At 58.6% G+C, this 25796-nt stretch carries 19 protein-coding genes; 11 read left to right on the forward strand and 8 right to left on the reverse strand.

Translation table 11 applies throughout. From position 1 onward, the window contains the following. The first annotated feature begins 22 nt into the window (after positions 1-22). Entirely contained in the window at positions 23-1273 is a 1251-nt protein-coding gene (locus ACID345_RS12220) for a beta-ketoacyl-[acyl-carrier-protein] synthase family protein (RefSeq protein WP_011523172.1), read from the forward strand. A 96-nt stretch (positions 1274-1369) separates the two neighbouring features. Next, positions 1370-3238, forward strand: a complete 1869-nt coding sequence (locus tag ACID345_RS12225) for an ABC transporter ATP-binding protein (protein WP_011523173.1) — start codon at positions 1370-1372, stop codon at positions 3236-3238. On the opposite strand, the gene ACID345_RS12230 is transcribed toward ACID345_RS12225, so the two are convergent. Next, on the reverse strand, positions 3235-4794 hold the full coding sequence (locus ACID345_RS12230) for an ankyrin repeat domain-containing protein (protein WP_011523174.1): 1560 nt from the start codon (positions 4792-4794) through the stop codon (positions 3235-3237). The genes ACID345_RS12225 and ACID345_RS12230 overlap by 4 nt on opposite strands. A gap of 504 nt (positions 4795-5298) precedes the next feature. Here ACID345_RS12230 and ACID345_RS12235 point away from each other — a divergent pair. The 5 genes from ACID345_RS12235 to ACID345_RS12255 all read left to right on the forward strand — a co-directional run bounded on the left by ACID345_RS12235 (position 5299) and on the right by ACID345_RS12255 (position 10987). Further along, positions 5299-7002 (forward strand): nitrite/sulfite reductase, encoded by a 1704-nt coding sequence (locus ACID345_RS12235; protein ID WP_011523175.1) that lies wholly within the window; start codon positions 5299-5301, stop codon positions 7000-7002. 1 nt (position 7003) lies between these two features. Further along, positions 7004-7606, forward strand: coding sequence for a precorrin-2 dehydrogenase/sirohydrochlorin ferrochelatase family protein (locus tag ACID345_RS12240; RefSeq protein WP_011523176.1), 603 nt, complete (start codon positions 7004-7006; stop codon positions 7604-7606). Further along, positions 7599-8372, forward strand: coding sequence for a uroporphyrinogen-III C-methyltransferase (gene cobA / locus ACID345_RS12245; protein ID WP_011523177.1), 774 nt, complete (start codon positions 7599-7601; stop codon positions 8370-8372). Before ACID345_RS12240 ends, cobA begins: the two co-directional genes overlap by 8 nt. 130 nt (positions 8373-8502) lie before the next feature. Continuing rightward, the gene (locus ACID345_RS12250) at positions 8503-9588 is read left to right on the forward strand and encodes a YeiH family protein (RefSeq protein ID WP_041855667.1); all 1086 of its coding nucleotides are present in this window, start codon (positions 8503-8505) and stop codon (positions 9586-9588) included. A 133-nt stretch (positions 9589-9721) separates the two neighbouring features. Next, on the forward strand, positions 9722-10987 hold the full coding sequence (locus ACID345_RS12255) for a metal-dependent hydrolase family protein (protein ID WP_011523179.1): 1266 nt from the start codon (positions 9722-9724) through the stop codon (positions 10985-10987). 56 nt (positions 10988-11043) lie between these two features. Here ACID345_RS12255 and ACID345_RS12260 read toward each other — a convergent pair whose 3' ends face one another. The 3 genes from ACID345_RS12260 to ACID345_RS12270 form a co-directional block, all read right to left on the reverse strand. Further along, on the reverse strand, positions 11044-13752 hold the full coding sequence (locus ACID345_RS12260) for a glycoside hydrolase family 3 C-terminal domain-containing protein (RefSeq protein ID WP_011523180.1): 2709 nt from the start codon (positions 13750-13752) through the stop codon (positions 11044-11046). 191 nt (positions 13753-13943) lie between these two features. Then, positions 13944-14111 carry a twin-arginine translocase TatA/TatE family subunit gene (tatA, locus tag ACID345_RS12265; protein ID WP_011523181.1) on the reverse strand — a complete coding sequence of 56 codons (168 nt, stop codon included), beginning with the start codon at positions 14109-14111 and terminating at the stop codon, positions 13944-13946. Between the two features lie 73 nt (positions 14112-14184). Next, on the reverse strand, positions 14185-15558 hold the full coding sequence (locus ACID345_RS12270; protein WP_228370775.1) for an MFS transporter: 1374 nt from the start codon (positions 15556-15558) through the stop codon (positions 14185-14187). A gap of 95 nt (positions 15559-15653) precedes the next feature. Here ACID345_RS12270 and ACID345_RS12275 point away from each other — a divergent pair, with 95 nt between their 5' ends. Both ACID345_RS12275 and ACID345_RS12280 read left to right on the forward strand, forming a co-directional pair. Continuing rightward, entirely contained in the window at positions 15654-16124 is a 471-nt protein-coding gene (locus ACID345_RS12275; RefSeq protein WP_011523183.1) for a methylglyoxal synthase, read from the forward strand. Further along, positions 16121-16543, forward strand: a complete 423-nt coding sequence (locus ACID345_RS12280) for a lysozyme inhibitor LprI family protein (protein ID WP_011523184.1) — start codon at positions 16121-16123, stop codon at positions 16541-16543. Before ACID345_RS12275 ends, ACID345_RS12280 begins: the two co-directional genes overlap by 4 nt. On the opposite strand, the gene ACID345_RS12285 is transcribed toward ACID345_RS12280, so the two are convergent. Next, the gene (locus tag ACID345_RS12285; RefSeq protein ID WP_083763734.1) at positions 16544-17128 is read right to left on the reverse strand and encodes a GNAT family N-acetyltransferase; all 585 of its coding nucleotides are present in this window, start codon (positions 17126-17128) and stop codon (positions 16544-16546) included. A gap of 57 nt (positions 17129-17185) precedes the next feature. Between ACID345_RS12285 and ACID345_RS12290 the strand changes: the two genes are divergently transcribed. Together ACID345_RS12290 and ACID345_RS12295 are read left to right on the forward strand one after the other, a co-directional pair. Next, complete coding sequence (locus ACID345_RS12290; RefSeq protein WP_011523186.1) at positions 17186-19303, forward strand: thioredoxin domain-containing protein; 2118 nt, start codon at positions 17186-17188, stop codon at positions 19301-19303. 14 nt (positions 19304-19317) lie between these two features. Continuing rightward, positions 19318-19803 (forward strand): hypothetical protein, encoded by a 486-nt coding sequence (locus ACID345_RS12295; protein ID WP_011523187.1) that lies wholly within the window; start codon positions 19318-19320, stop codon positions 19801-19803. A 14-nt stretch (positions 19804-19817) separates the two neighbouring features. On the opposite strand, the gene ACID345_RS12300 is transcribed toward ACID345_RS12295, so the two are convergent. The 3 genes from ACID345_RS12300 to ACID345_RS12310 form a co-directional block, all read right to left on the reverse strand. Further along, positions 19818-20828: a LacI family DNA-binding transcriptional regulator gene (locus ACID345_RS12300; RefSeq protein WP_011523188.1), complete on the reverse strand. Its 1011-nt coding sequence runs from the start codon at positions 20826-20828 to the stop codon at positions 19818-19820. Positions 20829-20903: 75 nt separating this feature from the next. Continuing rightward, the gene (locus ACID345_RS12305) at positions 20904-22058 is read right to left on the reverse strand and encodes a chitobiase/beta-hexosaminidase C-terminal domain-containing protein (RefSeq protein ID WP_011523189.1); all 1155 of its coding nucleotides are present in this window, start codon (positions 22056-22058) and stop codon (positions 20904-20906) included. 83 nt (positions 22059-22141) lie between these two features. After that, entirely contained in the window at positions 22142-25630 is a 3489-nt protein-coding gene (locus tag ACID345_RS12310; protein WP_011523190.1) for a TonB-dependent receptor, read from the reverse strand. Positions 25631-25796 lie beyond the last annotated feature (166 nt).

Consider the following 25796-nt stretch of genomic DNA (forward strand, 5'->3'; position numbering starts at 1 on the left):
ACTTTCGCATCTGACGGAATACATGGACAAACGGGTCGTCATTACCGGGATGGGCGTGGTCAGTCCGAACGGCATTGGGCGCGACGCCTTCTGCCGCGCGATTCTGGATGGCAAGAGCGGCGTAAAGAAAATATCGCGCTTTGACGCGTCGAAACTGCCGGTCCGCATTGCGGGCGAAATCACCGACTTCGATGAGTCGCAGTGGATCGATCCTCACGAGCGCAAGCACGTTGGACGCGCCGTGCCACTCGCATTTGCGGCATCGGCGGAGGCGCTGCAACAGGCGGGCCTCGATCCCGAAGCGATGTCGCTCGATGACAAGCGCAAGATTGGCGTAGTGCTCGGCACCGGTGGCGGTGCACAGGACTATTCCGAAGAACAGTACCGTCTCTACTTCGAAGGCAAAATCAAGCAAGTGAGCCTGTTTTCCATTCCCAGTGGGACTATGGGCACAATGAGCAGCGAAATCAGCATGCGCTTCGGATTCCGCGGCATGAGCCACGTGGTCACCTGTGGCTGCACGTCGTCCACGGACGCAATCGCTTACGCCGCGATGCAGATTCGCACCGGTCAGGTTCCTATGATGCTCACCGGCGGTGTGGATTCGCCGCTCGCTCCTGGCATTATGAAGGGCTTCTGCCTGATGAAAATCATGACGCAATCGTGGAACGATGACCCCGAGCGCGCATCACGTCCCTTCTCTGCTGATCGCGACGGCTTCGTGCTCGCCGAAGGCGCTTGGATGTTCATTCTCGAGGATTACGATCATGCGCGCGCCCGAGGCGCCACGCCGCTGGCCGAGATCGCAGGATATGCCTCTACGTGCGAGGCGTTCCATCGAGTGCGACTCCAGGAGTGTGGCGAAGAGCCGGCGCGAACGATCGTCCTGGCGATGGAGAATGCGGGCATCGCGCCCGAACAGGTTGACTACGCGAATCTCCACGGCACCAGCACACAACTCAACGACCGCATCGAGACGCGCGCGTTAAAACTCGCCCTCGGCGACCATGCAGCGAAGATTCCTATGTCATCACTGAAGTCGCAGATCGGCCATCCGCAAGGCGCAAGCGGAGCAGCTGGAATCGCCGCGACCCTTGTCGCCATGCGCCACGGTGAGATCCCGCCGACCATCAACATCGAGAGAGCAGACCCCGATTGCGATCTGGACTACACCCCGCATGCGGGCCGGAAACATGGCGTGGAATACGCGGTGTGCAATTGCATCGCGTTTGGCTCCAAGAACTCAGCATTGGTGCTGCGGAATCTCGAGTAGAACTTTTCCATCCGGTGCCCATCGTTTCGCGTCTATATAATTTCCAAAGTACGTTGAAATGCGCGAACAGTCTGGGGCGTGTGCCCTAGTTCTACGATGGCCCAACACGAGGAAGAACAACTAGGCAAGGCGTACGACAGTCGCTTAATGAAGCGCCTGCTCGGCTATTTGCGTCCATATCAGTGGCAGGTCTATGTCGCGATCGCGGCCATCATTCTAAAGGCCGGTGCGGACGTAGTCGGGCCTGTCCTGACCCAAGTCGCGATTGATAAATACCTCGCCAAGAGGTCCGTCTCTCATCTGTTCGACCGCTTCCTGAGCGTGAACCCGCTCACCGGTATCGGACAGATTGCCGGCCTCTACGTCATTCTGCTCCTCCTGAGTTTCGCCTTCGAATACGCGCAAACATATCTCATGCAGTGGGTCGGACAGAAAGCCATGTTCGACATGCGGGCCGAGATCTTCCGCCATCTCCAGCGCCTGCACATTGGCTTCTTCGACAAGAACCCCGTCGGCCGCCTCGTGACCCGCGTCACCAGCGACGTTGATGCTCTGAACGAGATGTTCACTTCGGGAGTGGTCTCGATCGTTGAGGACGTCTTCGTGCTCTCCGGGATCATGTACGTCATGCTCCGGATGAACTGGCGCCTGGCCTTGTTGGTCTTCGCCGTGCTGCCAATCATCACATGGGCGACCGGTATATTCCGGCGGGCGGTGCGCGATGCCTATCGCAAGATTCGCGTAGCCATCGCGCGTATTAATTCGTACCTCCAGGAACACATAACCGGCATCGTCGTCCTCCAGCTCTTCAACCGTGAGAAGCGTTCGTACGACAAGTTCGAAGAAGTAAACCGCGCACACATGGACGCCTTCAAAGACGCGATCATGGCGCACGCCGTCTATTACCCCATCGTCGAGTTCCTGTCGGCAGTGGCAATTGCAAGCGTCATCTGGTTCGGTGGCGGACAATTTCTCCGCAATGCACCCGGAATCAGCATCGGCATCCTGGTCGCGTTTATTCAGTACTCGCAGCGCTTCTTTCGTCCTATCCAGGATTTCAGCGAAAAGTACAACATCGTGCAGCAGGCCATGGCCGCTTGCGAGCGCATCTTCAAGCTCCTGGACACCCCGGTTGAGATCGACGAGTTGGCCCAGCCGAAATCCGCTACCGGTTCGGGCCGCATAGAGTTTGACCATGTGTGGTTCGCCTATCGCAAGGACCCGAATAAGAACGACGAATGGGATTGGGTTCTGCGCGACGTGAGCTTCACGCTAGAACCCGGGGAAACCGTGGCTGTCGTCGGCCACACCGGGGCTGGCAAGACAACGCTCATTTCCCTGCTCCTGCGCTTTTACGACGTGCAGCAAGGCGCGATCAAGATTGACGGCATCGACATTCGCGAAATGTCGTTAGCCGACCTTCGCCGCCGTTACGGTGTGGTCCTGCAGGATCCGTTCCTCTTCACGGGCACCATCGGCGAGAATATTCGCCTGGGTACCGAGTGGATCACCGACGAGCAAATGATGAAGGCCGCCGAAGAAGTGAACGTCGCCGAGTTCATCCGCTCGCAACCGGCGGGATTCGAGCAGGGTGTGCATGAACGCGGCAGCACGCTATCCACGGGACAAAAGCAGCTCATCTCCTTCGCGCGAGCGTTGGCGCACAATCCGAAGATCCTCATCCTCGACGAAGCCACGTCGAGCGTAGACACCGAGACAGAGTTTCGCGTGCGCGCTGCACTGTCTAAGCTCGTCGAAGGACGCACTTCGCTCATCATCGCGCACCGACTTTCGACTATTCAGCGCGCCGACAAGATCATCGTGATGCACAAGGGCAAGGTCCGCGAGATGGGCAGCCATCAGCAACTCCTCGCACAACGAGGCATCTATTACAAGCTCTACCAGTTGCAGTACAAGGACCAGGAATTGCCGCTGGCGCCCACGCTTAGCCCTGCTACCGACTAGGTCTGCGGAGGCTCCTCGCTCAGTTCATGCTCGCGCAGAACATCCATAACCTCTTCCGTCGCTGCCCACGGACCTTGCGGCTGGGGAAGCGTCGCTCCTGCAGCGAACAGCGCGCGCACTACCCCGGGATAATCACCCTTATCGCGCAGCCAACTGTTCTCCGAGCCGTGTAGCGCCCATCCCATTGGGCTTCCGCCGTGCTGCGTTTCGAAGACATTGACCGGCGCTCCGTGACTGAGCAGCATTCGCAACATTGCCAGGTTCCCGTGCCATGCGGCGTAGTGAAGTGCAGTCTGATTGTTGTCGAGCGTCGCGTTCGCAGGCCACCCGCATTCGAGGAGCAACTCTACTGCGCGCGTATTGCCCCGAACCGCCGGACCAACGATGCGTCGCGCGGCATTCGGCGTCAGCTTGGCCATCATCGCGGGATGCTTCTGGACCAGTTCTCTTACGAGAGATTCTTCCTCTGCCTCCGCAGCTTGCGACAAGCGCAACCACGGCGCGCTACGTTGCATGAGCAGTTCGAAGACATCGCGATGACCGAAGTCTAGCGCGATCATATGCGGGGTCTTGGTCATCCCAAAACCGTAAAAGTAAATCATCCCTCCGGACTTCAGATCGCGCTTCGGAAGGTGCTTCTCGTTCACGATCACTCGCACGGTGTCCGGATCGTTGTTCAGGATTTCTTCAACAAGCGTGCGATCGCCAATCGCGGAGGCCATCAGAATGTCAGTCTCGGCGCCCTTCGAAATCAGGAGGCGAACGATGTCGTGCCGATCGGATTTCGGCGAATTCCTGTAACGGCCGAAACCAGCCATGTACTGCGCAGCAGTGGATTCATGGTCAATGTCGCGAACATCAACCTTGGCTCCATGTTCCAACAGCAGCTCTGCGATCTCGACAGTCGCCGCGAAATGCAATGCCAATTGCCCATCACCGCCACGCGCATGGACGAGTTGCGGATCGCGCGCCAGCATAGCGCGAACCTCATCGACCTTTCCAAGTCGCGCGGCGGAGTGGATGTCGAGGGTTGCGCCGCGCGAGATCAAGTATTCCGCCAACTCTGAACCGCAGAAATCAAGGACGCCGAAGCTCCCTGCCCACCATCGCGAGCGCTCGTTGATGTTCGCTCCGGCCGCTAGCAACACATCCACCACTTCACGACTCTCCCGCTCGGCCGCTGCCACAATTGGGGGGATATCGAAGCTGTAGTGGGTCAGCGGCTCGTTGATCTGCTTCGTTAGCGACGGATGGCGTTCTAGTACCGAGCGCACGAGTTTCGCGTCGTTCGCCCTGATTGCGGCCGTCAACGCCAGGCCCGCATCCTCCGAATTCGACTCGACGTGCAACTTTAGCTTCGGCCAGCTTTCAAAGCCGTACTCGCGCGCGATCACGTGCAGTGCATCGGCTAATTTCGGCGCCGACGAGGCCACGCTGACCTCCGTGAATCGCGCCATGGCGCTTGGTTCCGACGACTGTGCTTCCTGCAGCAGCGTGCGGGCTTGTTTTTTCAGATGTTCTAGGTTTGGGCGCGCGGGAAGTTCCCGTGGTGACATGACTCACTCCTTCTATGTGGCCCGCGATCCGCTTCGCCGGGCAAGGAGAGAGTTGGATTGGATACAGCTTAGCTGCAAAGGTGGGATAGTCCCTTTCCGCGGATGGGCTGCACCCTTCGTGTGCGACAAAAGACTAGCACATCTCCCTACGATATACGGCCGTTCGACCCGCAGTTCGTCCCTCGAAACAAAACTCCGATAGGCCGAATCGAAAGTTTTCATCGCATGTTGAAACGATTGTGAATCCTCGATGATTTACCGCGAATCTCATTCACAAACGCGGTCCGCCACTTGACGCGGCCCCGAAGTTTCTGTATCAAAGAACACCATGAGCTCGCAGAGCCAGTTGTGTCGAATGATGGGCAACCCCTGCATCTGTTGTTGCGGGAAGACACATACTGGCGCGAGGGAGATCATGGTCTAGCAAAAGCTTAACCATTCAAGTTTCCGAGAAACCCACCGCCAGTTAACCCTGGTGGTGGGTTTTTCATTTTTGGAGTCTTTATGCCGGAAGTAGCGCAAGAAACGAAAGCACAGCGCGTCGAGCGCCTGAAGCGCGAGAAGAACGCCTGGGAGCGCATCGACGAAATCCGCACGTTCGCGCGCGAAGGCTGGGACTCCATCCCTCCCGAATGGCTCGGCACCTACTTCCGCTCGTGGGGCGTTTACACGCAGGGTGACGGCGTTGGCGCCGTCGGTGGCAAAGGCGGCGAAGGCCGTGCGGTTCCCTTCTTCATGGTGCGCATCCGCATTCCAAATGGCATTCTGACGACTTCGCAGCTGCGCGTAATTGCCGATGTTTCTCGTCGCTACGCGCGCGGAATAGCCGACATCACGGTGCGACAGAATGTGCAGTTGCACTGGGTGAAGATCGAGGACCTCCCCGATCTCCTCGCCGCACTGGAAAACGCCGGACTTACAACTCTTGGTGCCTGCGGCGACGTAACCCGCAATATCACAGGATGCCCGCTCGCCGGCGTGGATGGTGACGAGATCTTCGACGCCTCGCCGATAGCGCTCGAACTCAATCGCCTCTTCGTTGGCAACGCCGAGTTCTATAACTTGCCGCGCAAATTCAAGATTTCCATCACAGGTTGCCGCCATTGGTGCACCTATCCCGAAATCAACGACGTTGGCCTGACTGCAGTGATTCGCCGTCGAAACGGCGTCGAGGAGAAGGGCTTCTCTATCCGCGTAGGTGGCGGGCTCTCCACGCAGCCGTTCCTCGGAGTCCGACTGAACGCCTTTGTCCCTTACGACAAAGCGGTGGTCACGGCGCGCACCATCGCTGAGATCTTCCGCGATCAAACGGTGCTCCGCGAATCACGCGAGCAGGCGCGACTAAAATTCCTTTTCCTGAAACACGGCTGGAGCGCAGACGCCATGCTCGCCGAAGTCGAGCGTCGCCTGTCCTTTCACTTTGATCCTGCCGAACCGGAAGATCTCGTTGGAGATGAGTTCCGCGACCACATCGGAATTCACCCGCAACGTCAGCCCGGCTTGAGCTACGTCGGTGCCTCGGTGCTGCGCGGACGCACCGGTGCCGATCAACTGTCCGCCGTTGCCGATCTCGCCGACCGCTATGGCAACGGCGAAATCCGCACCACGACCATGCAGAACCTGATCTTCGTGAACGTACCAAGCGCACAGACCGGAAGGCTCGCGGCAGAACTTGAAGCACTAGGTCTGCAGGTCGAACCGAGTCCGTTCTGGCGTGGCGCGGTCGCCTGTACCGGCACCGAGTTCTGCAAGCTTGCGATCACGGAGACAAAGTCATTCACGCGCTGGCTCGTGGATGAACTCGAAGAACGCGCCCCTGAATTCACTGAACCGCTTCGGATCAACGTCACCGGATGCCCCAACAGTTGCGGCCAGCATTGGATCTCCGATCTTGGCCTCGAAGGCAAGAAGCTAAAAGTCAACGGCGTCATGCAGGACGCCTACTACTTCTGCGTCGGCGGCGCGGTGGGGCTGCACCAGGCAATCGCACGTCCGGTGGGTTATCGCTGTCTAGCAACCGACGTTCCCGATGCCATCGCGAGGCTCCTTTCGCGTTATCTCGACGACAAACACGAAGCCAAAAGTCTGCGCGAGTTTCTTGGTCGCCACACGATAGACGATATTCGCGGCTTCCTCGCCGGCACTTCGATCACGGGCGTCCCCCGCGACGTTGCCGCCGGTCCGGTGCCGCATGGAGTGGAAGGCTAATATGGTGCTCTTCCCTGCGTTTCTCAAATTACAAGGACGCCCGCTGCTCATTGTCGGCGGTGGCGCGATCGCCGAACAGAAGCTCGACGGAATGATCGAGGCCGAAGCCCTCATTACGCTGGTGGCGCCGCAAATCACGCCCGCCATTCGCGAGATCGCGCGCGCCGGCTCCATTCAATGGATAGCCCGTGAGTTTCGCCGCTCCGATCTCAATCGCACGTTCCTCGTGATCGCCGCAACCGGCAATCCGAGGGTCAATGAAGAGATCTTTCGTGAAGCCGACCGGCGCAACATTCTCTGCAACGCCGTGGATGAACCCGAGCGTTGCCACTTCTATTACGGATCAGTTGTCCGTCGTGGCGATCTGCAAATCGCTATTTCGACCAACGGTAAAAGCCCGGCGCTCGCGCAACGGCTACGAAAAGAGTTCGAAACTCTGATCGACGGCACCTACGCAGAATGGCTGGAGTGGCTGGGACGCGTTCGCACTCTCTACATCAATCGGCGCGTGCAGCGCGAACAGCGGGTTCGCGCCCTGCATCATCTCGCATCGAGACCCGTCTTTGAACGCTACCGCCAACGCGAGGTCAGCCATCATGGGTAAGGTCTACCTCGTCGGCGCGGGTCCTGGCGATCCAGAGCTGCTGACGGTCAAAGCAGTACGACTTCTCGCGAACGCGGATGTCGTGCTACACGACGCACTCGTTTCCCCTGCGATTCTGGCACTCGTCAATCCGAAAGCGACGGTTTTCGATATCGGGAAGCGTTGCGGCGCCAAGCTGCTGACGCAAGCGGAGATCAACGCACTACTCATTGCCTACGTGCAAACGTCAGGAACTGTTATTCGCCTTAAGGGTGGCGATCCATCCATCTTCGGCCGCTCCGGCGAAGAACTCTCAGCGCTCAACGAAGCGGGCGTCGAGTTCGAAATCGTGCCCGGCATCACTACTGCCATTGCCGCTGCAGCCTCAGCTCAGATTTCTCTGACCGATCGCCGCTACGCCTCTGCTATCACGCTCATGACGGCTCACCGCGGGCGCGACGAAGACGCCGTCGAGTGGGACCGCCTCGTCACGTCAGGAGCAACGATCGTGATCTACATGCCGGGCAAGGACTATCGCGACATCAGTGTGCAACTACAGCGCGCCGGCCTCGCTTCCGACACACCCTGCGTTGTGGTTTCCCACGCATCGCAGCAAGATGAGCAAAAACTCTACACATCCCTCGATGCGCTATCCCGCGCGACCGCTTTGCCCGCGCCATCGCTGCTCATTGTGGGCCGTTGCGCCAGCGCCCTGGAACGCGTCGAACCGCAATTCTTATCCCTTGGGACCCATCGCATCAACGGATTTGAAAAGGAGATTTTCTGATGTCTGAACCAGCCAAGAAGTCTTTCCGCCTCTCCCTCGACTCATGGGCCGTTGCCACAGCCTTCCTGCTCGCTGCGCTGGTTCGCACCGGCGTACTGAAGCACGTGCCCTGGTAACGAAGGAGAATTTCATGTCGGCATCCGTCGCACTTCCCCGAGTCACCACTCTCACTCCGCTCACTCGCGTGCTCCGTCTCGTGCCGGGCGTGGCGCTGCTTGCCGCTATTGGCTGGGCCGGCAAAGTGATTGAGCAATCCACCAACCGTTACGTTAAGGCGCACCACATCGTCTTCCCAAACATCGAGTACGTACTCTGGGCGATCGTGATTGGCTTGGTCATCTCGAACCTGCTGAGCGTTCCCAAGGTATTCCAACCCGGCATCGCAACCTACGAGTTCTTTCTGAAAGCCGGTATCGTACTGCTAGGCGCGCGGTTCCTGGTTGGCGACATCGTCAAACTCGGAGGCATTAGCCTTGCCCTCGTGGTCGTCGAAATCGCCGGATCGCTCGCGTTGATGACATTCCTCGGGCGTCTGTTCAAGCTAAAGCCGAAACTCACCAACCTCCTCGCCGTGGGGTCGGCAGTCTGCGGAGTCTCCGCAATTATCGCCACCAAGGGCGCGATTGATGCCGACGATGAAGACTCCTCGTTCGCAATCGCGGCGATCCTCGCGCTAGGCGCAATCTCGCTGATCGCCTTCCCGCTCATCGGCCACTCACTTCACCTCAGCGATCACGCCTACGGCCTATGGGCCGGCCTCGCCGTGGACAATACCGCCGAAGCGAGCGCCGCAGGCGCGCTCTTCTCCGATACGGCCGGCAAGCTCGCCATCTTGGCGAAGACCTGTCGCAATGCGATGATCGGCTTCGTCGTGCTCGCCTACGCCATTTACTGGGCACGCAAAGGCCAGGCCGAGGGAGTCGCAAACAAGGGTCGATTCCTCTGGGAGAAGTTTCCGAAATTCGTGCTCGGCTTCCTCGTCATCTCGGCCCTGGTCAGCTTCCAGGTATTCAACAAAGAACAGGTCGGCGCGCTCGCGAACCTCTCGCGTTGGGCGTTCCTGCTCACTTTCGCCGGAGTGGGATTGCAGACCAACTTCCGTCGCATGTCGAAGCAGGGTCTGCGTCCATTCGTCGTGGGAACTCTGGGAGAAATCCTGATCGCCGTTCTCACACTGGGCCTGGTCGTCGGCGCGAACGCAATCTGGAAGTTATAGCTGAGCGAATATTTGCTCAGGATGCCCCATCCCTATCGGACGAATGCGCGATTGGGTGGGGATTTCCCCCTCTCCTCAGGCGCCGCTGCATTCCTTCACATTTCACACCTTGCGGTGCTAGCATCGGCGCGACATGAAACGACTGTCCATCGCCGCAGTTTTACTCTTTGCTTCTTTCTCGATAGCCCAGACAGACCATCCCATCGTTCTCCACGCCGCGCGCCTGCTCGACGTTAAATCCGGCAAACTGATCAAGCCCGGAGAAGTTCTCGTTGAAGGCGATCGCATCGCGGAGGTTGGCACTTCTGTCGCGCGCCCCAAAGGGGTGGAGGTCATCGATCTCGGTGATCGCACGCTCGTGCCCGGCCTGATTGATGCGCACATCCATCTTTTCCTGCATCCCGGGGCGGAAGATCTTCAGACAGTGCAAGAATCAGTACCCCAGCGCACCATCACTGCAACGGTGGCTGCGCGCGAAGACCTCATGGCCGGCTTCACCGCCGAGCGCGACATGGGCTCGGAAGGTGCCGGATCGGCCGACAGCGCCGTCCGCAATGCCATCGATAGCGGCCAAGTCCCTGGCCCGCGCTTGCGTGTGAGCGGCAACGCCATCAGCATTCTCAGCGGCCACGAAGACGCCCTCGGCTACAACCCCGCTCAGAAAGTGATCCCCAACTCCGATCAGGCAAACTCCGCTGACGAATTAGTTGCAGTCGAGCGCGCACAGTTCAAAGAAGGCGCAGACTTCATCAAGATCTATCAAACCGGTCACGATGAAGTAGTGAACGGCCGCTTCACCTCACCGTTCCAATACACCGAGCCGCAACTCGAAGCCGCGGTTAAGGAAGCCGCGCGTGTCGGACGCAAAGTTGCCGTCCACGCCACTGCCGAACCCGGCGAACTCTACGCAGCCCAGGCTGGGGTCGCCTCGATCGATCACGCGAATGTCCTCGGCGACGAGACCATCCGCTTGATGAAGGAGAAGCAGATCTTCGCGGTGCCGACGTTCACCATCTTCGAATATTTCGCAGGCCATGCCGCTTCACCTGCGGCCGAGAAGCGTGAACGCGACATGCTAGCGATCAAACTCGCTGACTTCAAGCGGCAGGTCGCCGCCGGAGTGCCGTTTGCGGTCGGTTCCGATGTCGGCCCATTCCCGCATGGCACGCAGGCGCGTGAATATACCTTGATGGTGAAGAATGGAATGACCCCAGCTGCCGTCTTGCAAGCGGGTCTCATCAACGGCGCAAAGCTGCTGGGCTGGGAAGGCCAGATCGGCTCGTTAGAGAAAGGCTATTTCGCCGACATCGTCGCCGTTCCCGGCGATCCACTCTCCGATATCAGTGTGCTCGAGCACGTCGCTTTCGTAATGAAGGCTGGCGTGGTCTACAAAAAGTAGTCAAACAAAAGGCCGACGCTCATCACGTCGGCCCTTTCAGTCTTCCAACGCGAAGTCTACTTCGGCAACTCCGCGCTTCCCTTCACCGTGAAGTTCGCCTCACTTTTTGCCTGCGTCTCCTGCGGCTGTGTTGAACCGATACTCAGCCGATATTCGCCCGCAAGAATCGACCGCTTCCCGCTGTCATCCACTGCCGACAACGATCGCGGGCTGACTTCGATCGCCACTTCGCGGCTCTCACCCGGATTCAGAGGGACGCGCTGGAATCCGACGAGCGAATGCGAGGGCCCACCCTTCTGAGGAGTCTTGAGGTACGCTTCCACCACTTCATCGCCAGCGACCTGAGACGTATTCGTCACCGTCACCGTCGCAGTCAAAGATTTCCCTGCATCTACGGAAGTGGATGCCAGCTTCACCTCGCCATACTTGAATGTCGAGTAGCTAAGCCCGAATCCAAAGCCCCACAGCGGCTTGCCTGCGTAGTAGCGATAGGTGCGGTTCTTCATTGCGTACTCGGTGAAGGCCGGCAAGTCTTGCACGCTAGCGTAAAACGTGACCGGCAACCGCCCCGCCGGATTGCTCTCGCCTGCGAGCGTCTTCGCAATTGCAGTGCCACCTTCCACGCCCGGATACCATGCCTGCAGAATCGCGCCTGCGTGCTGGTTCGCCCAATTCAGCGCCACTGCGCTTCCGCTCAAGTTCACGACAACGACCGGCTTACCTGCAGCCCCAAGGGCCTCGAGCAGTTTTTCCTGCGTCGCCGGAAGATCGATGCTGGTTCGATCGCCACCCGAAAAGCCTTCAATCTTGATCGGCATTTCTTCGCCTTCGAGATTTGGAGACAATCCCACAAAAACCGCCACCACGTCCGCTGCCTTCGCAGCATTCACCGCTTCTGCAATCTGCGCTTCCGGAGGCGCTTCCCAACTCAGCGTGATTCCACCTCCCGATTCATCTCCAGCGTGGCTATAGCCGAATTCAAATGCGTGCGGATTGGTGTCGCTGAACGTGACCTCGAATTGGCCCTTTGCCATATTCGCCATGTGCGGCGGCGAAGTTGGCGATGCTCCCTCCGCTGGTTTTGTTTCGCCCTCGGTCTTCCCTTGCGAAACCAGTTTGCCGTCCACCATTGCGCGATAGCTCTCACGCGGCGAATATGGGAACCCGCTCTGGGTCTCCGTCGCAAAACGATACTTGCCAGGAGCAGGCACACGGATCGTCCCAGTCCATCGCACTGAGTAATCGTGCGTGTGGATCTCCGGCACCGGCGTCGCATACACCCAGTCGTAGTCAATTCGTGGCTCGGTGCTCGTCGCCACCGGACGCCCCGTCCAATCCGACGTCGCGAAATATTCAGCCTTCAGACCACCCTCAAACGCCGTCCGCGGTACGGGAACGGGCGCACCCGCTGCCAAGCTCGATCCCTGCGCGTAACGCACGTTCTCTGCGCCGAACTGTTTCACGATGCCATCGAGCGGAGTCACCGGACGAACCGGTTGCCCGTTGTAATTGCCCTCAAGCGAGGCCAACAGTTCGGCTGTCGGCCCAATCACGGCAATCGTCTTCGCGTTCTTGAGCGGCAGGAGGCCATCGTTCTTCAGCAGCACTATCGACTCTTCCGCCGCTTTCAACGCCTCTGCGCGATGTTCCTCCGAAGCCACCTGCGACATGTCAATTTTGTCGTTCGGGTTCGATCCCGGCTCGTCGAACATTCCGAGTTCGAAACGCGCCGCGTACAACCGCTCGGCCGCACGCGTAACCATATCTTCTGTCACCAGCCCCTTACGCACTGCATCCGCGAGCGTGTTGAATCCAGGCTCCCATATGCTGCACGAAAGGTCTGTTCCCGCCGCCAACGAAATCGCAGCCGCGTGCACGATGTCCGGCGCATTCTTATGGCCCTGGGTTACATCCATAATCGCACCGCAATCGGACACAACGAATCCCTTGAATCCCCATGCCTGCTTCAGGTGCTCTTCGAGCAGCATCTTGTTCGCGCAGGCGCCCATCCCATCGACCGCGTTATAGGCACACATCACGCTCTTCACGTGACCATCCGTTACCGTTGCTCGAAAGGCGGCAAGATACGTCTCTTCCAAATCGCGAGGGCTCACCTTTACGTCAAACCCGTGGCGCAAGGACTCCGGTCCACTGTGCACCGCGAAATGCTTGCTCGTGGCCACCGCTTTGGGATGCGCCGCATCTGGCCCCTGCACACCGTCTATGAACGCGATGCCCATCTTGCCGGTCAGGAACGGATCTTCACCGTATGTCTCCTGGCCGCGCCCCCAGCGTGGATCGCGGAAGATGTTGATGTTCGGCGACCAGAATGTCAGTCCCCAGAAGATGCGATGGTTCCCTTCGCGCTGGGCCTCGTTGTATTTGCCGCGGGCTTCTGTCGAGATGACGTCGCCCATCTGCTTCACCATCTCAGTGTCCCACGTGGCGGCCATGCCGATCGCCTGCGGGAAAACCGTGGCATGACCCGCGCGGGCGACACCGTGGAGCGCCTCGCTCCATGTCTGGTAATCAGGCACCCCAAGCCGCGGGATCGCCGTTGCCCAGTCCTCCAGTTGCGCTGCCTTTTCGTCGAGCGTCATGCGCTGCACAAGGTCATGCGCACGCTCATTCGCCGGGCGGGTCGCATCGCGATACACAGGGGTGGCCGGCGATTGCGCCGGGAGTTGGATGGGAGCCAGAAGCGCCTGCAAAGCAAGCGCCAACGCAAAGACCGCCGAAACTTCAGGAGTCCAGTTCCGTCTCAAAGGAAATTCCCTCTTTTTTGCGAGAATTTTGTCCGAAACTATGTACCGTTAACGTACACGTAGCTTCATCTGGACAAGATACTCCACGAACGTCTTATTCGCACACCCCTTCGAAAAAAATCGTTCTGAGTCATTTCCGGGCAAACGAAACCGGAGCCCTCAGGCTCCGGCTGGTGAAATCGCTATGAGAACTATGCTTTCGTCTCTTCCTTTTTCGGTTCGTCGCGAAGTGCGGACTTGAATCCGCGCACGCCCTCTCCGAGACCTTTGCCCAAGTCGCCCAGCTTCTTCGGCCCGAAAATCAGGAGTGCAATGCCAAGTATGAAGAGTACTTCTGGAACCCCAAGTTCGCCGAACATTGTTACCCTCGCACCACTATCTTAACCAATGCGCAGCACAGGAAACATGGCACTTTCTGGCTCGAATACGTACTTAAGACGTAGAACTGATCGGCTCCTCGCCGAGTTCCGCATCGGTCGCTGGCACCAGCGATCCCGCCGTGACTTCCGGTGCCGGTTCGCCACCGACCATCTGTTGTGCGAGGACCATCTTGCGAGCCCCATCGCGGAAGGTAGCCAGGTTCCTCCGGAAGAACAAGCCGCCGCAAATACAGGCGACTCCACCGACTGCCACTGTCCAAGGCGCACCGATGCGCTCAGCGATCGCTCCCGCGAATAACGCTCCGAACGGCGCCATACCCATGAACATCATCGAATACACAGCGAGCACCCGCCCGCGCAGCCGATCTGGCGTCATGGATTGCAGCAGCGTGTTTGAGCTCGCCATCTGCACCATCATCGAGTAGCCCACCGGGATCAGGAGCGCCGCGGAGAGCCAGAACCAGCGCGAGAACGAAAACAGGATCAAACTCGTGCCGAAGCCGAATGCACAGTAGCTGATAATCCGGCTAATCCCCTTAAGACCATTCTTCAATGCGAGCGTTAACGCTCCGCCGAGCGCACCAACGCCGGTTGCGCCCATCAGGATGCCCAGCCCTCTCGCGCCGCCATGCAGAATGTGGTCCGCGAAAATCGGCATCAGCACGGAGTAAGGCATGCCGACTAAACTCACCAATCCAAGCAGTAGGAGCAGCGTCCGGATGGGCGCGGCTTCCTTGACGAACTGGAACCCCTCGACGATGTCCTGCAGCGGCGACTTCCCGCTCGCAATGCGGACTGGAAGATTCAGCTTCATCATGAGCAGCCCGGTGATGACCGCGATATAGCTGAGCGAATTCGCGCCAAAACACCAGCCCTCACCAATGCTTGCCACCAAAATGCCGGCCACTGCCGGCCCAACAATGCGTGCTCCGTTAAACATCGAGGAATTCAGCGCGATGGCATTCATCAGATTTTCGCGACCGACCATGTCGGAGAGGAAGGCCTGACGCGCGGGAATGTCGAATGCATTTACCACACCCATCAGCGCTGCCAGCAGGAACACGTGCCAGACCTGCACCCGATGTGTAAGCGTAAGGATTGCAAGAATGCCCGCCAGCACCATCGAAGTCGCCTGCGTGGCGATGATGATTTTGTGGCGGTTATATCGGTCGGCGACAATTCCGCCCAGCGGCGCGAACAGGAACACCGGGATCTGGCTGCAAAACCCGACCGTCCCAAGCTTCAACGACGAACCGGTCAGGCGGTAGATCAACCACGCCTCGGCCACGTTGTCCATCCACGTGCCGATCAGCGAAATCAGCTGTCCCGCAAAAAAGAGCTGAAAGTTTCGGACCTTCAGCGCCGGCAGCCGATTCAGAAATTTCGATTTTTGAATTCCTTCTCCCGCCGGGGTATGGCTCGCCATCTCTCCCATCTTACCGTTTGGATGCGCGCTGGTGCCTCGCGGCTCCAGCAACTCACACCCGATGATGTACGCTTTTGTAGCTGCCAGGAGTTTCAATGTCCGACACGCAATACACGTCGTTGCCGATTCCGGCGCAAAAACGCATCGCGTTGGTCGCGCACGATCACAAGAAACGGGAGCTGCTCGAGTGGGCCACTGCTCATCGCGAACTCCTCGTTCGACACGACCTTTACGCCACCGGTACAACTGGCGGCGTTCTTGAGACCCTCGGACTTAAGATCCACAAGTTGCTCAGTGGCCCCCTCGGTGGTGACCAGCAGATCGGTGCGAAGATCGCGCAAAATGAGATCGATTTGGTTATCTTCTTCTGGGATCCGCTCGAAGCGCAGCCGCACGATCCCGACGTCCGCGCGCTGCTTCGCATATCGGCGGTGTGGAACATTCCGGTTGCCTATAACCGCTCATCGGCGGACTTCATGATCTCTTCGCCGTTCATGACCACCGAATATAGCCGTCAAATTCCGGATTACAGCGACTATCGCCACCGGCTCAAACCGAACCTATGAAGAAATTCCTGCTGCTCGCGACGTTGTTCCTTCCCGTTCTCTCGCCAGCGCAACGCGCGAAGCCGGACGAGGATCCCTGCCGCAAGATCCAGTCGCAGGCGGAACTGAACCAGTGCACGGAAAAGAAGTTCCGCACCGCCAACTCGCAGTTGCTCAAGGTCTATCAGGGCTATCTCCAACTTCTCCAGAAGAACCTGGAAAGCGCCCAGACTCCGGCCGCCAAGGCACAATCCACCAAGACACTGGACGATCTGAAAGCTGCGCAGTTGGCGTGGATCAACTATCGCGAGGCGCACTGCCAGGCCGAGGCCGACCTCTACGCCGGAGGCTCCATACAGCCCTCGATGTACTCCGCGTGCATGGAGACGATCACCAGGTACCGCATCACCCAACTCGACGACACCTACGGCGACAAGTAGCTAGCGCAGCCGCAATACCATCTGGTGCTCATCCACGAACTTGTCGCCTACGCGCAGCGCGTGCGGCTCAGTTCCCCATGTCTCGAAGCCGAGACTGCGATACAGCTCGAATGCGGTGGTGTTGGTTGTCGCCACCGCTAGCAGTATGTGATCCAGCCCGGCTTGGGGCCGCGCCCGATCTAGCACCTGCTGCATCAACGCACGCCCAACCCCACGTCCTCGATGCGAAGCCTTCACGTAAACACCGTAGATATGCGCTTTGTGCTGCTCTTTCACCCGTGTCTCACGAATGAACGTAGCGATGCCGATGAGCGCCTCGCCATCGAACCCTCCCATGCAGAAGCTGCCGTCGCTCATATCGCGCAGGCGGGTGGCCATGTCCTCGACGGAGAGTACGCGAAACTCCTCGGGAGCTTTCCCGAACGCTTCCCGCTCCGTCTCGAGGGCTTCCAGCCGTACATTCCAGTAGGCGGCGGCATCGCTCGGGTTGAGCTCACGAAAATTCATCCCCATAGTGTGACGTATTTTGCCGCGCGTTGTACACCGCTCCGCCGTCATCAGCGAAGCACTGTCTAAGGGACGCAAAGGCCTTGGCCTCTGCTAAATCTTCCGACCTCCGGAAGACTGTTATCCTAGAAAGTTATGTCGTCGCGCTCGAACGCACTGGGAAACGCTTCCTCCTCTTATCTCCGCTCCGCCCTACACCAGCCCATCCACTGGCACCAGTGGGGTCCGGAGGCCTTTGCCGCTGCGCAGCAGGAAAACAAGCCGATTCTTCTCGACATCGGGGCAGTGTGGTGCCACTGGTGCCATGTCATGGACCGCGAGTCCTACGACGATCCAGAAGTTGCAGACATCCTTAACCGTGAGTTTATCGCCATTAAAGTAGACCGCGACGAGCGTCCCGACGTAGACAGCCGATACCAAACGGCTGTCGCCGCGATTACCGGCCAAGGAGGCTGGCCGCTCACCGCGTTCCTCACCACCGAAGGCAAACCCTTCTATGGCGGAACTTACTTCCCTCCCCGCGACGCCCACGGCCGTCCGGGCTTCAAGAAGATTCTGCTGGCGATTGCCGACGCCTACAAGAACCGCCGCGACGACGTATTGCGCGAAGCCGACGGCATGATGACCGCATTGCACCACGCCGAAGGCCTCGCCGGTCACGGTGGCGATTTCAATCCACGCGTCATCACCATGATGGTGCAGTCGGCGCTCAATTCCTTCGATCCCAAGAACGGTGGCTTCGGCTCTGCGCCGAAATTTCCTCATGCTTCGATCGTCGAGGTCCTGCTCGATTGGTACGCGCGCACCGGTGAAGACGGCGCCGCCAACGTCGCGCGCACTACGCTTGAGAAGATGGCGCAAGGCGGCGTGTACGACCAGATCGCTGGCGGCTTTCATCGCTATTCGGTAGACGAGAACTGGATCGTTCCGCACTTCGAGAAGATGTCGTACGACAACTCGGAGCTGCTGCGCAATTACGTGCACGCGGCGCAGCTTTTTCCCGACGCTGCCTTTGCTGAAACTGCGAAGGACATCATCCGCTGGGTAGATTCCACGTTGACAGATCGCGAGCACGGGGGCTTCTACGCCTCTCAGGATGCCGACATCAACCTCGAGGATGACGGCGACTATTTCACCTGGACCGTGGACGAAGCCAAAGCTGCCCTCACCGCGCAGGAATTTGAAGTTGCGGCGCTGCACTACGACATCAACGAAGTCGGCGAAATGCACCACAACTCAGCGAAGAACGTCCTCTGGATCCGCGCCGAGGTCGAAGAAATCGCGATGCGGCTGTCGCTCAAGCCGGACCAGATCCGGATGTTGCTGAACTCTGCGAAACAGAAGATGCTCGTCGCACGTCTCCAGCGTCCCACGCCATACATCGACAAGACCGTCTATGTGAACTGGAATGCGATGTTCGTGAGCGCCTACCTCGCCGCCGGGCGTGTACTCGGAATGAAAGACGCCCACCACTTCGCGCTACGCACGCTCGATCGCATTCTCGGACAGTGGAACGACAAGCAGCAGTTGCCACACGTGATCGCCTACTCCGATCCCAACGCCGTGCTGCGCGAAAGCCGGGGTTTGCTCGACGATTACGTCTTCACCGCACTCGCTTGCCTCGATGCCTACGAAGCCACTGGCGATCTCACCTACTTCCGCTGCGCGCAACAGATCGCCGACACCGCCATCGCAAAATTCGGCGATGCCACTTCGGGCGGCTTCTTCGACGCCGAACCTACAACCGAGCAAGTCGCCCTCGGCGCGCTCTCGGTGCGCCGCAAAGCCTTCCAGGATTCACCAACGCCCGCGGGTAATCCCGCTGCCGCAATCCTGATGCTCCGACTCCATGCGTATACCAACGACACGCGCTATCGCGATAAAGCCGAAGACACCCTCGAAACGTTCGCAGGCGCCGTCGAACAGTTTGGGATTTATGCCGGAACCTATGGTCGCGCCGCGATCTGGTTTTCAAAACCCCACACCCAGGTTGTAATCATCGGCACCGACGCCTCCGCCGCGGATCTCGAACGCGCCGCATTTCAGACCTTCGCCGAGAACTTGTCGGTCATTCGTCTCGCACAAGCCGATGCGCACCTGCTTCCGCCCGCACTGGCAGAGACCATACCCAACGTTCCAGGCGTCAATGATGGCCGCGCTGTCGCCGTCGTCTGCTCGAACTTTGCCTGCCAGCCTCCCATTACATCCGCGCAGGATCTTACAGACACTTTAAAGAAACTACTTCGCTCCTAGAAAGCACTCATCGAATGCCCGTAAAAAAGAAGACCTCAGCAAAGAAGCCGGCGAAGAAGACTATTCGCCACACCAACAACCACGCCCGCGGCGGCACCTATTTCACTCCCAAGGGCAACGTCTCCATTGCCGTTCCTCCCTTCTGGTTCTTCCGCCAGACCAACGACGACCTCGAACTTGACTCGCCTTCCACTGCGACGTCCATCGTCATCTCCGCATTTCATCGCACTGGCCGGGTCGAAGCTCTCGACTCTCGCGAATACATGAAGCGATTTCTCCAGACTGCTCCTGCTGTCGGCCGAAAGACAGTCACTCTAAGCACCAAGCAGCGTACCGCCGCGAAGTTCAAAGACTCCGAAGGCGCGAACTGGCAATGCGAGTTCCTCACCGACGGCAATACCCTGCTCCTCGCCACGCTCAATAGCACTGAGAAGCCGCGCTCGCCGGAAGCGCACACTGCCGGCGCCGTGCTGGATTCGATCAAAATTGTAAAAAGGTAAAGCCGAACTGCAATTTAGGCGATAAGTGCGGTCGTCGAGCGACGCACCACGAGTTCAGGTTCCACCACAACCTGCTTTGGGCGGAAGCTTCCGCTTGTCTCGATCTGCGCGATGACCTCGGCCGTTGCGACTCGTGCCATCTCTTCAATTGGCTGGCTGATGGTCGTAAGTGGTGGATCAACCAAGCCAGCAATCGGGACATTGTCGAACCCGACGATGGAGATCCTGCCTGGCACGTCAATCCCGGCATCCTTGAACTTGCGCATGGCGCCGATCGCGGACATATCGTTGAATGCAACCACCGCCGTGAATCGCGCTCCCGAGGCAAGCAGCGTCTCGGCCGCCTTGTAGCCCTCTGCGATCGGATCCAGTCCGTCGTCGATGCGATGCAACTGCACCACCGCCTTAGAATCGATCCTCAGCCCGAGTTCGCAACAGCCGTCGACAAATGCCCTCCATCGCGGCTCCGCGTCCACAGATCCTTCATGCCCCTTCACGAATGCAATGTGCCGATGTCCGAGCGCATAGAGATGCCGCAGTGCCGCGTTCACCCCTGCTTCGTTGTCGAGAGAAATCTGCGTGCTCCGGAATTTCAACTTCTGACTTCCCACCACGACCAACGGCACGTCCGGAAGCGTTGCGAGCGGCGTGTTGATGAGGATTACGCCCTCCACGCCTCGCTCCACAAAGCTGCGCAAACGCAAATCGATCGCTTCCGGGTTCCAATGGTGGCTCGAAACGAAGTAGAGATATCCGCGTTCCACGAGCTCGCGCTCGATGTTGGTCATGAAGCTGGTGTTGTAACCTTCCCCGAAGTCAGGGACCAGTATGCCGATCTGGTAGTTGCGTTTCTGGTTGAGTGCCCGCGCGAAGTAGTTGGGCTTGTAACTCAACTTCTCCGCGGCCTTACGCACGCGCTCACGGGTCTCTTCTGACAGCGTCTTCGCTACCGGCGAGTTATTGAGCACCAGTGATACCGTCGTGGACGACAGACCCAAATAGTCCGCAACGTCGCGCAGCCGCACAGGTTTCTCCTGTTTCGCGGCTGCTGACGTTGCGGATTGTGAAGTGCGCGAGGGTCTCGCCACGGTCACGCTGACTCAGTTCGCGTACACGCGGACGTAATCCACGAGCATCTCCGACGGAAACGGGGTCGTCGCATCTGGTGCACCCGGCCAGCTTCCACCGACAGCCATGTTGAGAATGATGAACGCTCCACCATCCGAATCAAACGGCCAAGTGCCGGTAGTGATTGTCGTCGAATCGAACGATGCATACACATTCGACGGATCATCGATGTAGTACTGCACCTTCCCCTTGGACCAGATCATGCCGTAAATATGCCAATCTGACGCCGTATAAGTTTGGGCCGCTGTAGGCCAGGTTACCGAGCCGTTCAGGTTGCCGGCGCCATGGATCGAGCCCGCAAACCAATCCGGCAAAGGCGCATTGATGTGTTCCATGATGTCGTGCTCGCCGCACGCTGGCCAGTTCACGGTCGTGATGTTGTTCCCCAACATCCAGAACGCCGGCCATAGCCCCTGCCCTTCCGGCATTTTGATCAGCGCCTCAACGCGCCCGTAAGACGTACTGAACAGGCCCTGGGTCTTTAGCCGCGCCGAAGTGTACGCACCGCCGCTCGCGTTGCGCGCTACAACGTGCAGATAACCATCGGTACCAACGTACGTATTTGGCAGAGCGGTATCGCACGGCGACGTTGTCGAGCCATACGCACAATAGGTCTCGAGTTCAGCATTACCCCAGCCGCCGGCCCCGGTGTCGTAGGTCCATACTGACGCATCGGGCTGCACATTCGAGCCGCTCGAGTTTGAAAATTCGTCGCTCCAAACCAATGCACCGCTCGCAATCCCGGAGACGCTTTGCGAGGTCACATCGCTGTCCGTCATGCCACTCACAGTCGCAACGACCTTGATCGTAACGTTGGAAGCAATCAGTACCGGCGTCAGGTATTGCTGTGAGGTGGACGTCGGCGTCGATCCGTCGGTCGTGAAAAAGATGCTCGCACCCGATGTCGTATCGGCCATCGTGACCACCTGGCCGCCGTTCTGAGCGGCTGTCATGGTGACCGTCGGCGTAGCCACCTGCGCCGGTGGGGGCGGGGTTGTGCCACCGCCACTGCTGCCTCCGCCGCAGCCTGCGGTGATGATGACGCACAAAAGCGAAAAAGCAGCCGCAGCGCTGCGCTTTCCGCTCAACAGGAAAACTAGCGAGGAGCGTTTTAGTTGATTAGTCATTTGAGTTTGCACCAAGCGGAGACATTGTACGAAAAGAGGGCCCCGGACGCCCCTGCAGACTTCCGGAGCCCTGTTGAGGACAGCTAGAAGGTAAAGCGCGCACCAAACTGGCCAGTACGTCCTCCGAACCCGGTATAGCCGGTAATCTGGCCAAACGTGGGGCTGCCGAGGTTCGTATCGGGACCAGCAAACTGGTGACGGTTGAAGATGTTGAAGAATTCCAGGCGGAAGGTGAAGTTGTACCGTCCGTCCGGTCCGAACGCGAGTCCTTTATGCAGACCGATATCTTCGGTTGCCAGCCCAGGATTCCGCAGGAAGTCCTGGAAGTTGCCGGCCGTGCCTAGCTCTGCATTGGCCGGATTTGCGAAGCAAGCTGCGTTCAGCCACTGTTTATACAACTTCGCGCTGCCGTTCGTCGGATCGCAACCCGCAACCATGTTCACGTACACCGCGTTGTAGCCAGGATACGAGTTGGTCGAGTGCACCGAGATCGGCGTGCCCGTGTTGTAGTGGAAGCTGCCGTTCAAGCTCCATCCGCCGATCAGGTAGTCGACCGGCGTGCTCACATTCCCGCCGAACGCTTGTCCGTGACCGAATGGTAGGTCATAGATGACATAGCCCTTCACGATGTGCGTCATGTCGAACCCGGCGATGTCCTTCGCCTCGTTCTTCAGGTCGTACACGTTTTGAATGGCGCCCGCCCACCATAACTCGCCCATGCTCGAATCCACGTCGCCGTGTGCCTGAGACCAGTTGTAGCTGCCCATCAGCGAGAGCCCCTTCGACGCGCGCTTGGTCACGCTCGCCTGGAAGCTCTTGTAATCGGAGTTGCCGAGCGGAGATCCCACCGAGAACATCGGACCATATCCCACCGCGATCTGCGGATAAGGCGTGATTCCCTGCCATCCCGGACCACCCGCATCCCAATAGTGGTTGTAGTCGGCCGGAAATTCTCCGTGGAGGACGTAGTTCTGCATGTTCTCCACAGTTGGCTGGTTGGTGTTCACCGTACCGCTTTGCAGATGGTAGCTGTGGCTCTGGATCCACACCGCTTCCAGCTTCGTGTCACGCGTTAACTCGCGTTGCACGCCGATCTGGTACTGCTGCGTGTTACCCGGAGTCAGCGACCGCGGATCGATCATGACCACGCCCCACTGCGTGTAGTCAGGCTTCTGCACCTGCGACAACACTGGCTGGTAGCCGTTGTCCCAGTTGAAGTTCTGTTGAATGCTGTGTTGGTAGTAACCAGGGTTGCCGGTCTGCTGGTAAGGAATGCCGCCCCAGGTATTCATGTTCAGCGGTACGAAGAACACCGAGACGCTGCCGCGAACAACCGTCTTCTCGTTGATCTTGTAGGCTGCGCCCACATGCGGGCCGAAGTTCGCCCACTGCTGCCGTTTTTCGAAGGACTCGTCTCCCCTCGTCAGGTACTGATACTGGCCCATTGTGCCAGACACTTGATTCATCGCGTCGGTCACCCAGCTCGACCAGTGACCGTATTTCTCTTTATATGGACTGTTGTAATCCCAGCGCAGGCTCATGTTAACGGTCAGCCTGTCGTTGACGCGGAAGTCGTCCATCGCATAAAGCGAGAACGCTTTGCGACGTCCATACTGCGGATCCACTGCGGTTCCCGTGGCCTGGTAGACATCGCCCAGCAGGAAGCTCGCGAACGAGCTGCCGACTTCGTTCCAGCCGTAGTTGTACCAAGTTGAGGACGCGGTGGAGGTTGGGTCAAACGTTATGTTGTTGAACGTCTCGGAATCCGGATGACTGTTGAACTGCATCGCCCGGAACTCCGCGCCGAACTTCATCGCGTGGCGACCCTTGGTCCATGCAACTTCATCGTTGTAGATATAGGTGTTCGCTGCGTAGTAGTCGTTGAACTGGCTGCCCAGGTTGGAGTAGTACCAACCATTAACGTTCGGGCTCCAGTTGGTGTACATGCCGGAGCTGTAGGTGATGAGCGGGAAGTTGCCGGCGCCATCGTAGAAGCCCAGCTTGTTGTCCCAGTTGTCCGACTGCGAAACCGCGATGCTCGGATTGCGGAAGCGGTTCCACGTGAAATGCGCCACGTTGAGCACGTTCGGCGTGAACATGTGGCTGTCGCTCAAGCGTACCGAAGGCGCCGTGGTGTTGTGCCAATAGGCATTCGCCATCGGTCCGCCGTACGGCGAGTTCGCGGACCACGCACCGCCCTGGTCGGCGTTGATACGCGGATAGTTGTCATAGTAATAAGAACCGTTGAGGTGGTTCTTATCGCTGAAGTTGTAGTCGATCTTCACGCTGGTCTGCGTGTTGTGGAACCACGGATCGGGGTTATAGGCATTCCCCGCGTTGTTCGTAGGCAGGTCCGACTCAGGCGCGTAATAGTTGTGATAAAGCTGCAGGATCTGCGCCGACGTCTTGCTGATTAGGTTGGTTGGAATCTGGTTGTTCACGAACACGCAGTTCGTCGCGGGATTGAAAACCGATCCGCGATAAACCGCATTGCCGCAGGGATCGTTGCCGTGGGTTACGCTCGTCGTCAGCAACTTGCTCAGATCGGCGTATTGCGCCACGCTGCCGTCAGCATTCAGACCCATCATCGCGTCCGTAGGAACGGTGCGCGAATTCGGGCCCAGCGCCCAGTTCGCCTGCATATAGCGTTCGAACGAGACGAAATAAAACAGCTTGTCCTTGATGATTGCCCCGCCAAAGCTCCCGCCCCAGTCAGAGAGGCTATCGCTCTTTTTCAGGTAAGCGCCGGCATTTGCCGGATCAGTGACCACTGCCAACCGGTTCGAGGCACTCAACGCATCGAGGGATGTCGAATGCAGAAACCCAAATAGGCTCCCATGGATTGCGTTCGTTCCCGACTTCATTTCATACCGGAACACGCCGCCGCCGCTGCGGCCCGCATCGGCCCCAATGCCCGCGGTGTCCGCCTGGAATTCCTGAACTGCTTCCATCGGTGGCTGCGATTCGCTGATGTAGCCGCCCAACTGCGAAACAGCCGAGGTTCCATCAATCATCACTTCTTTGCTCAATGCCACGCTGCCGTTGATATGCGAGCTGTAATCGCCGCCTTCAACGCCCGGAACATAAGCAAACATGAAATTCGAGAGGTTGCGGCTTCCCTGCACGTTCAGCGGCAACTCCGTGACCGCTTTGGCGTCCAGGTTGGCCGACACCGTCGCATCTTGCGATTGCAGCATCGGAGTGACGCCCGTGACTTCCACGACCTCCGTAGCCACGCCGATTTGCAACACTGCATTAATTTCAGCGATCTGGCTGGTCATGAGCGTTACTTCTTTTCGCTCGACCGCCTTGAACCCTTCGTGTGAAAACACCAGCGTGTAGTTGCCGATGGGCAGGTTCGAAATACGATAAATGCCGTCCGTATTAGTTACAGCGGTTGAAACCAAATTGGTGGCTATGTTGGTGACTTCGACTTTTACGCCCGGCAATACCGCTCCGGACGCATCACGCGCAGCTCCCGTGACCGTGGCCCGGTCCGACTGCGCAAACAAAAACCCTGCCATGCATAACCAGCAGAGCAACAGGACACTCAGTATCCGCTTAAAACCCATGCAAACCTCCGACGCAAGCAGCAGGAAAAAGGTGGAACAGATAGGAACGTATGAACGCGATTCCCTAGACCTAAACCGGTTTAGGTATCGATTCCAATTACAGGAGCTTCATTTCGCGAAATCAATATTTTTGTGAGTGTTGTGAAACTCTGATTCCTGAATCGGA

The organism is Candidatus Koribacter versatilis Ellin345 (genome assembly GCF_000014005.1).
GTDB classification, from domain to species: Bacteria; Acidobacteriota; Terriglobia; order Terriglobales; family Acidobacteriaceae; genus Korobacter; species Korobacter versatilis_A.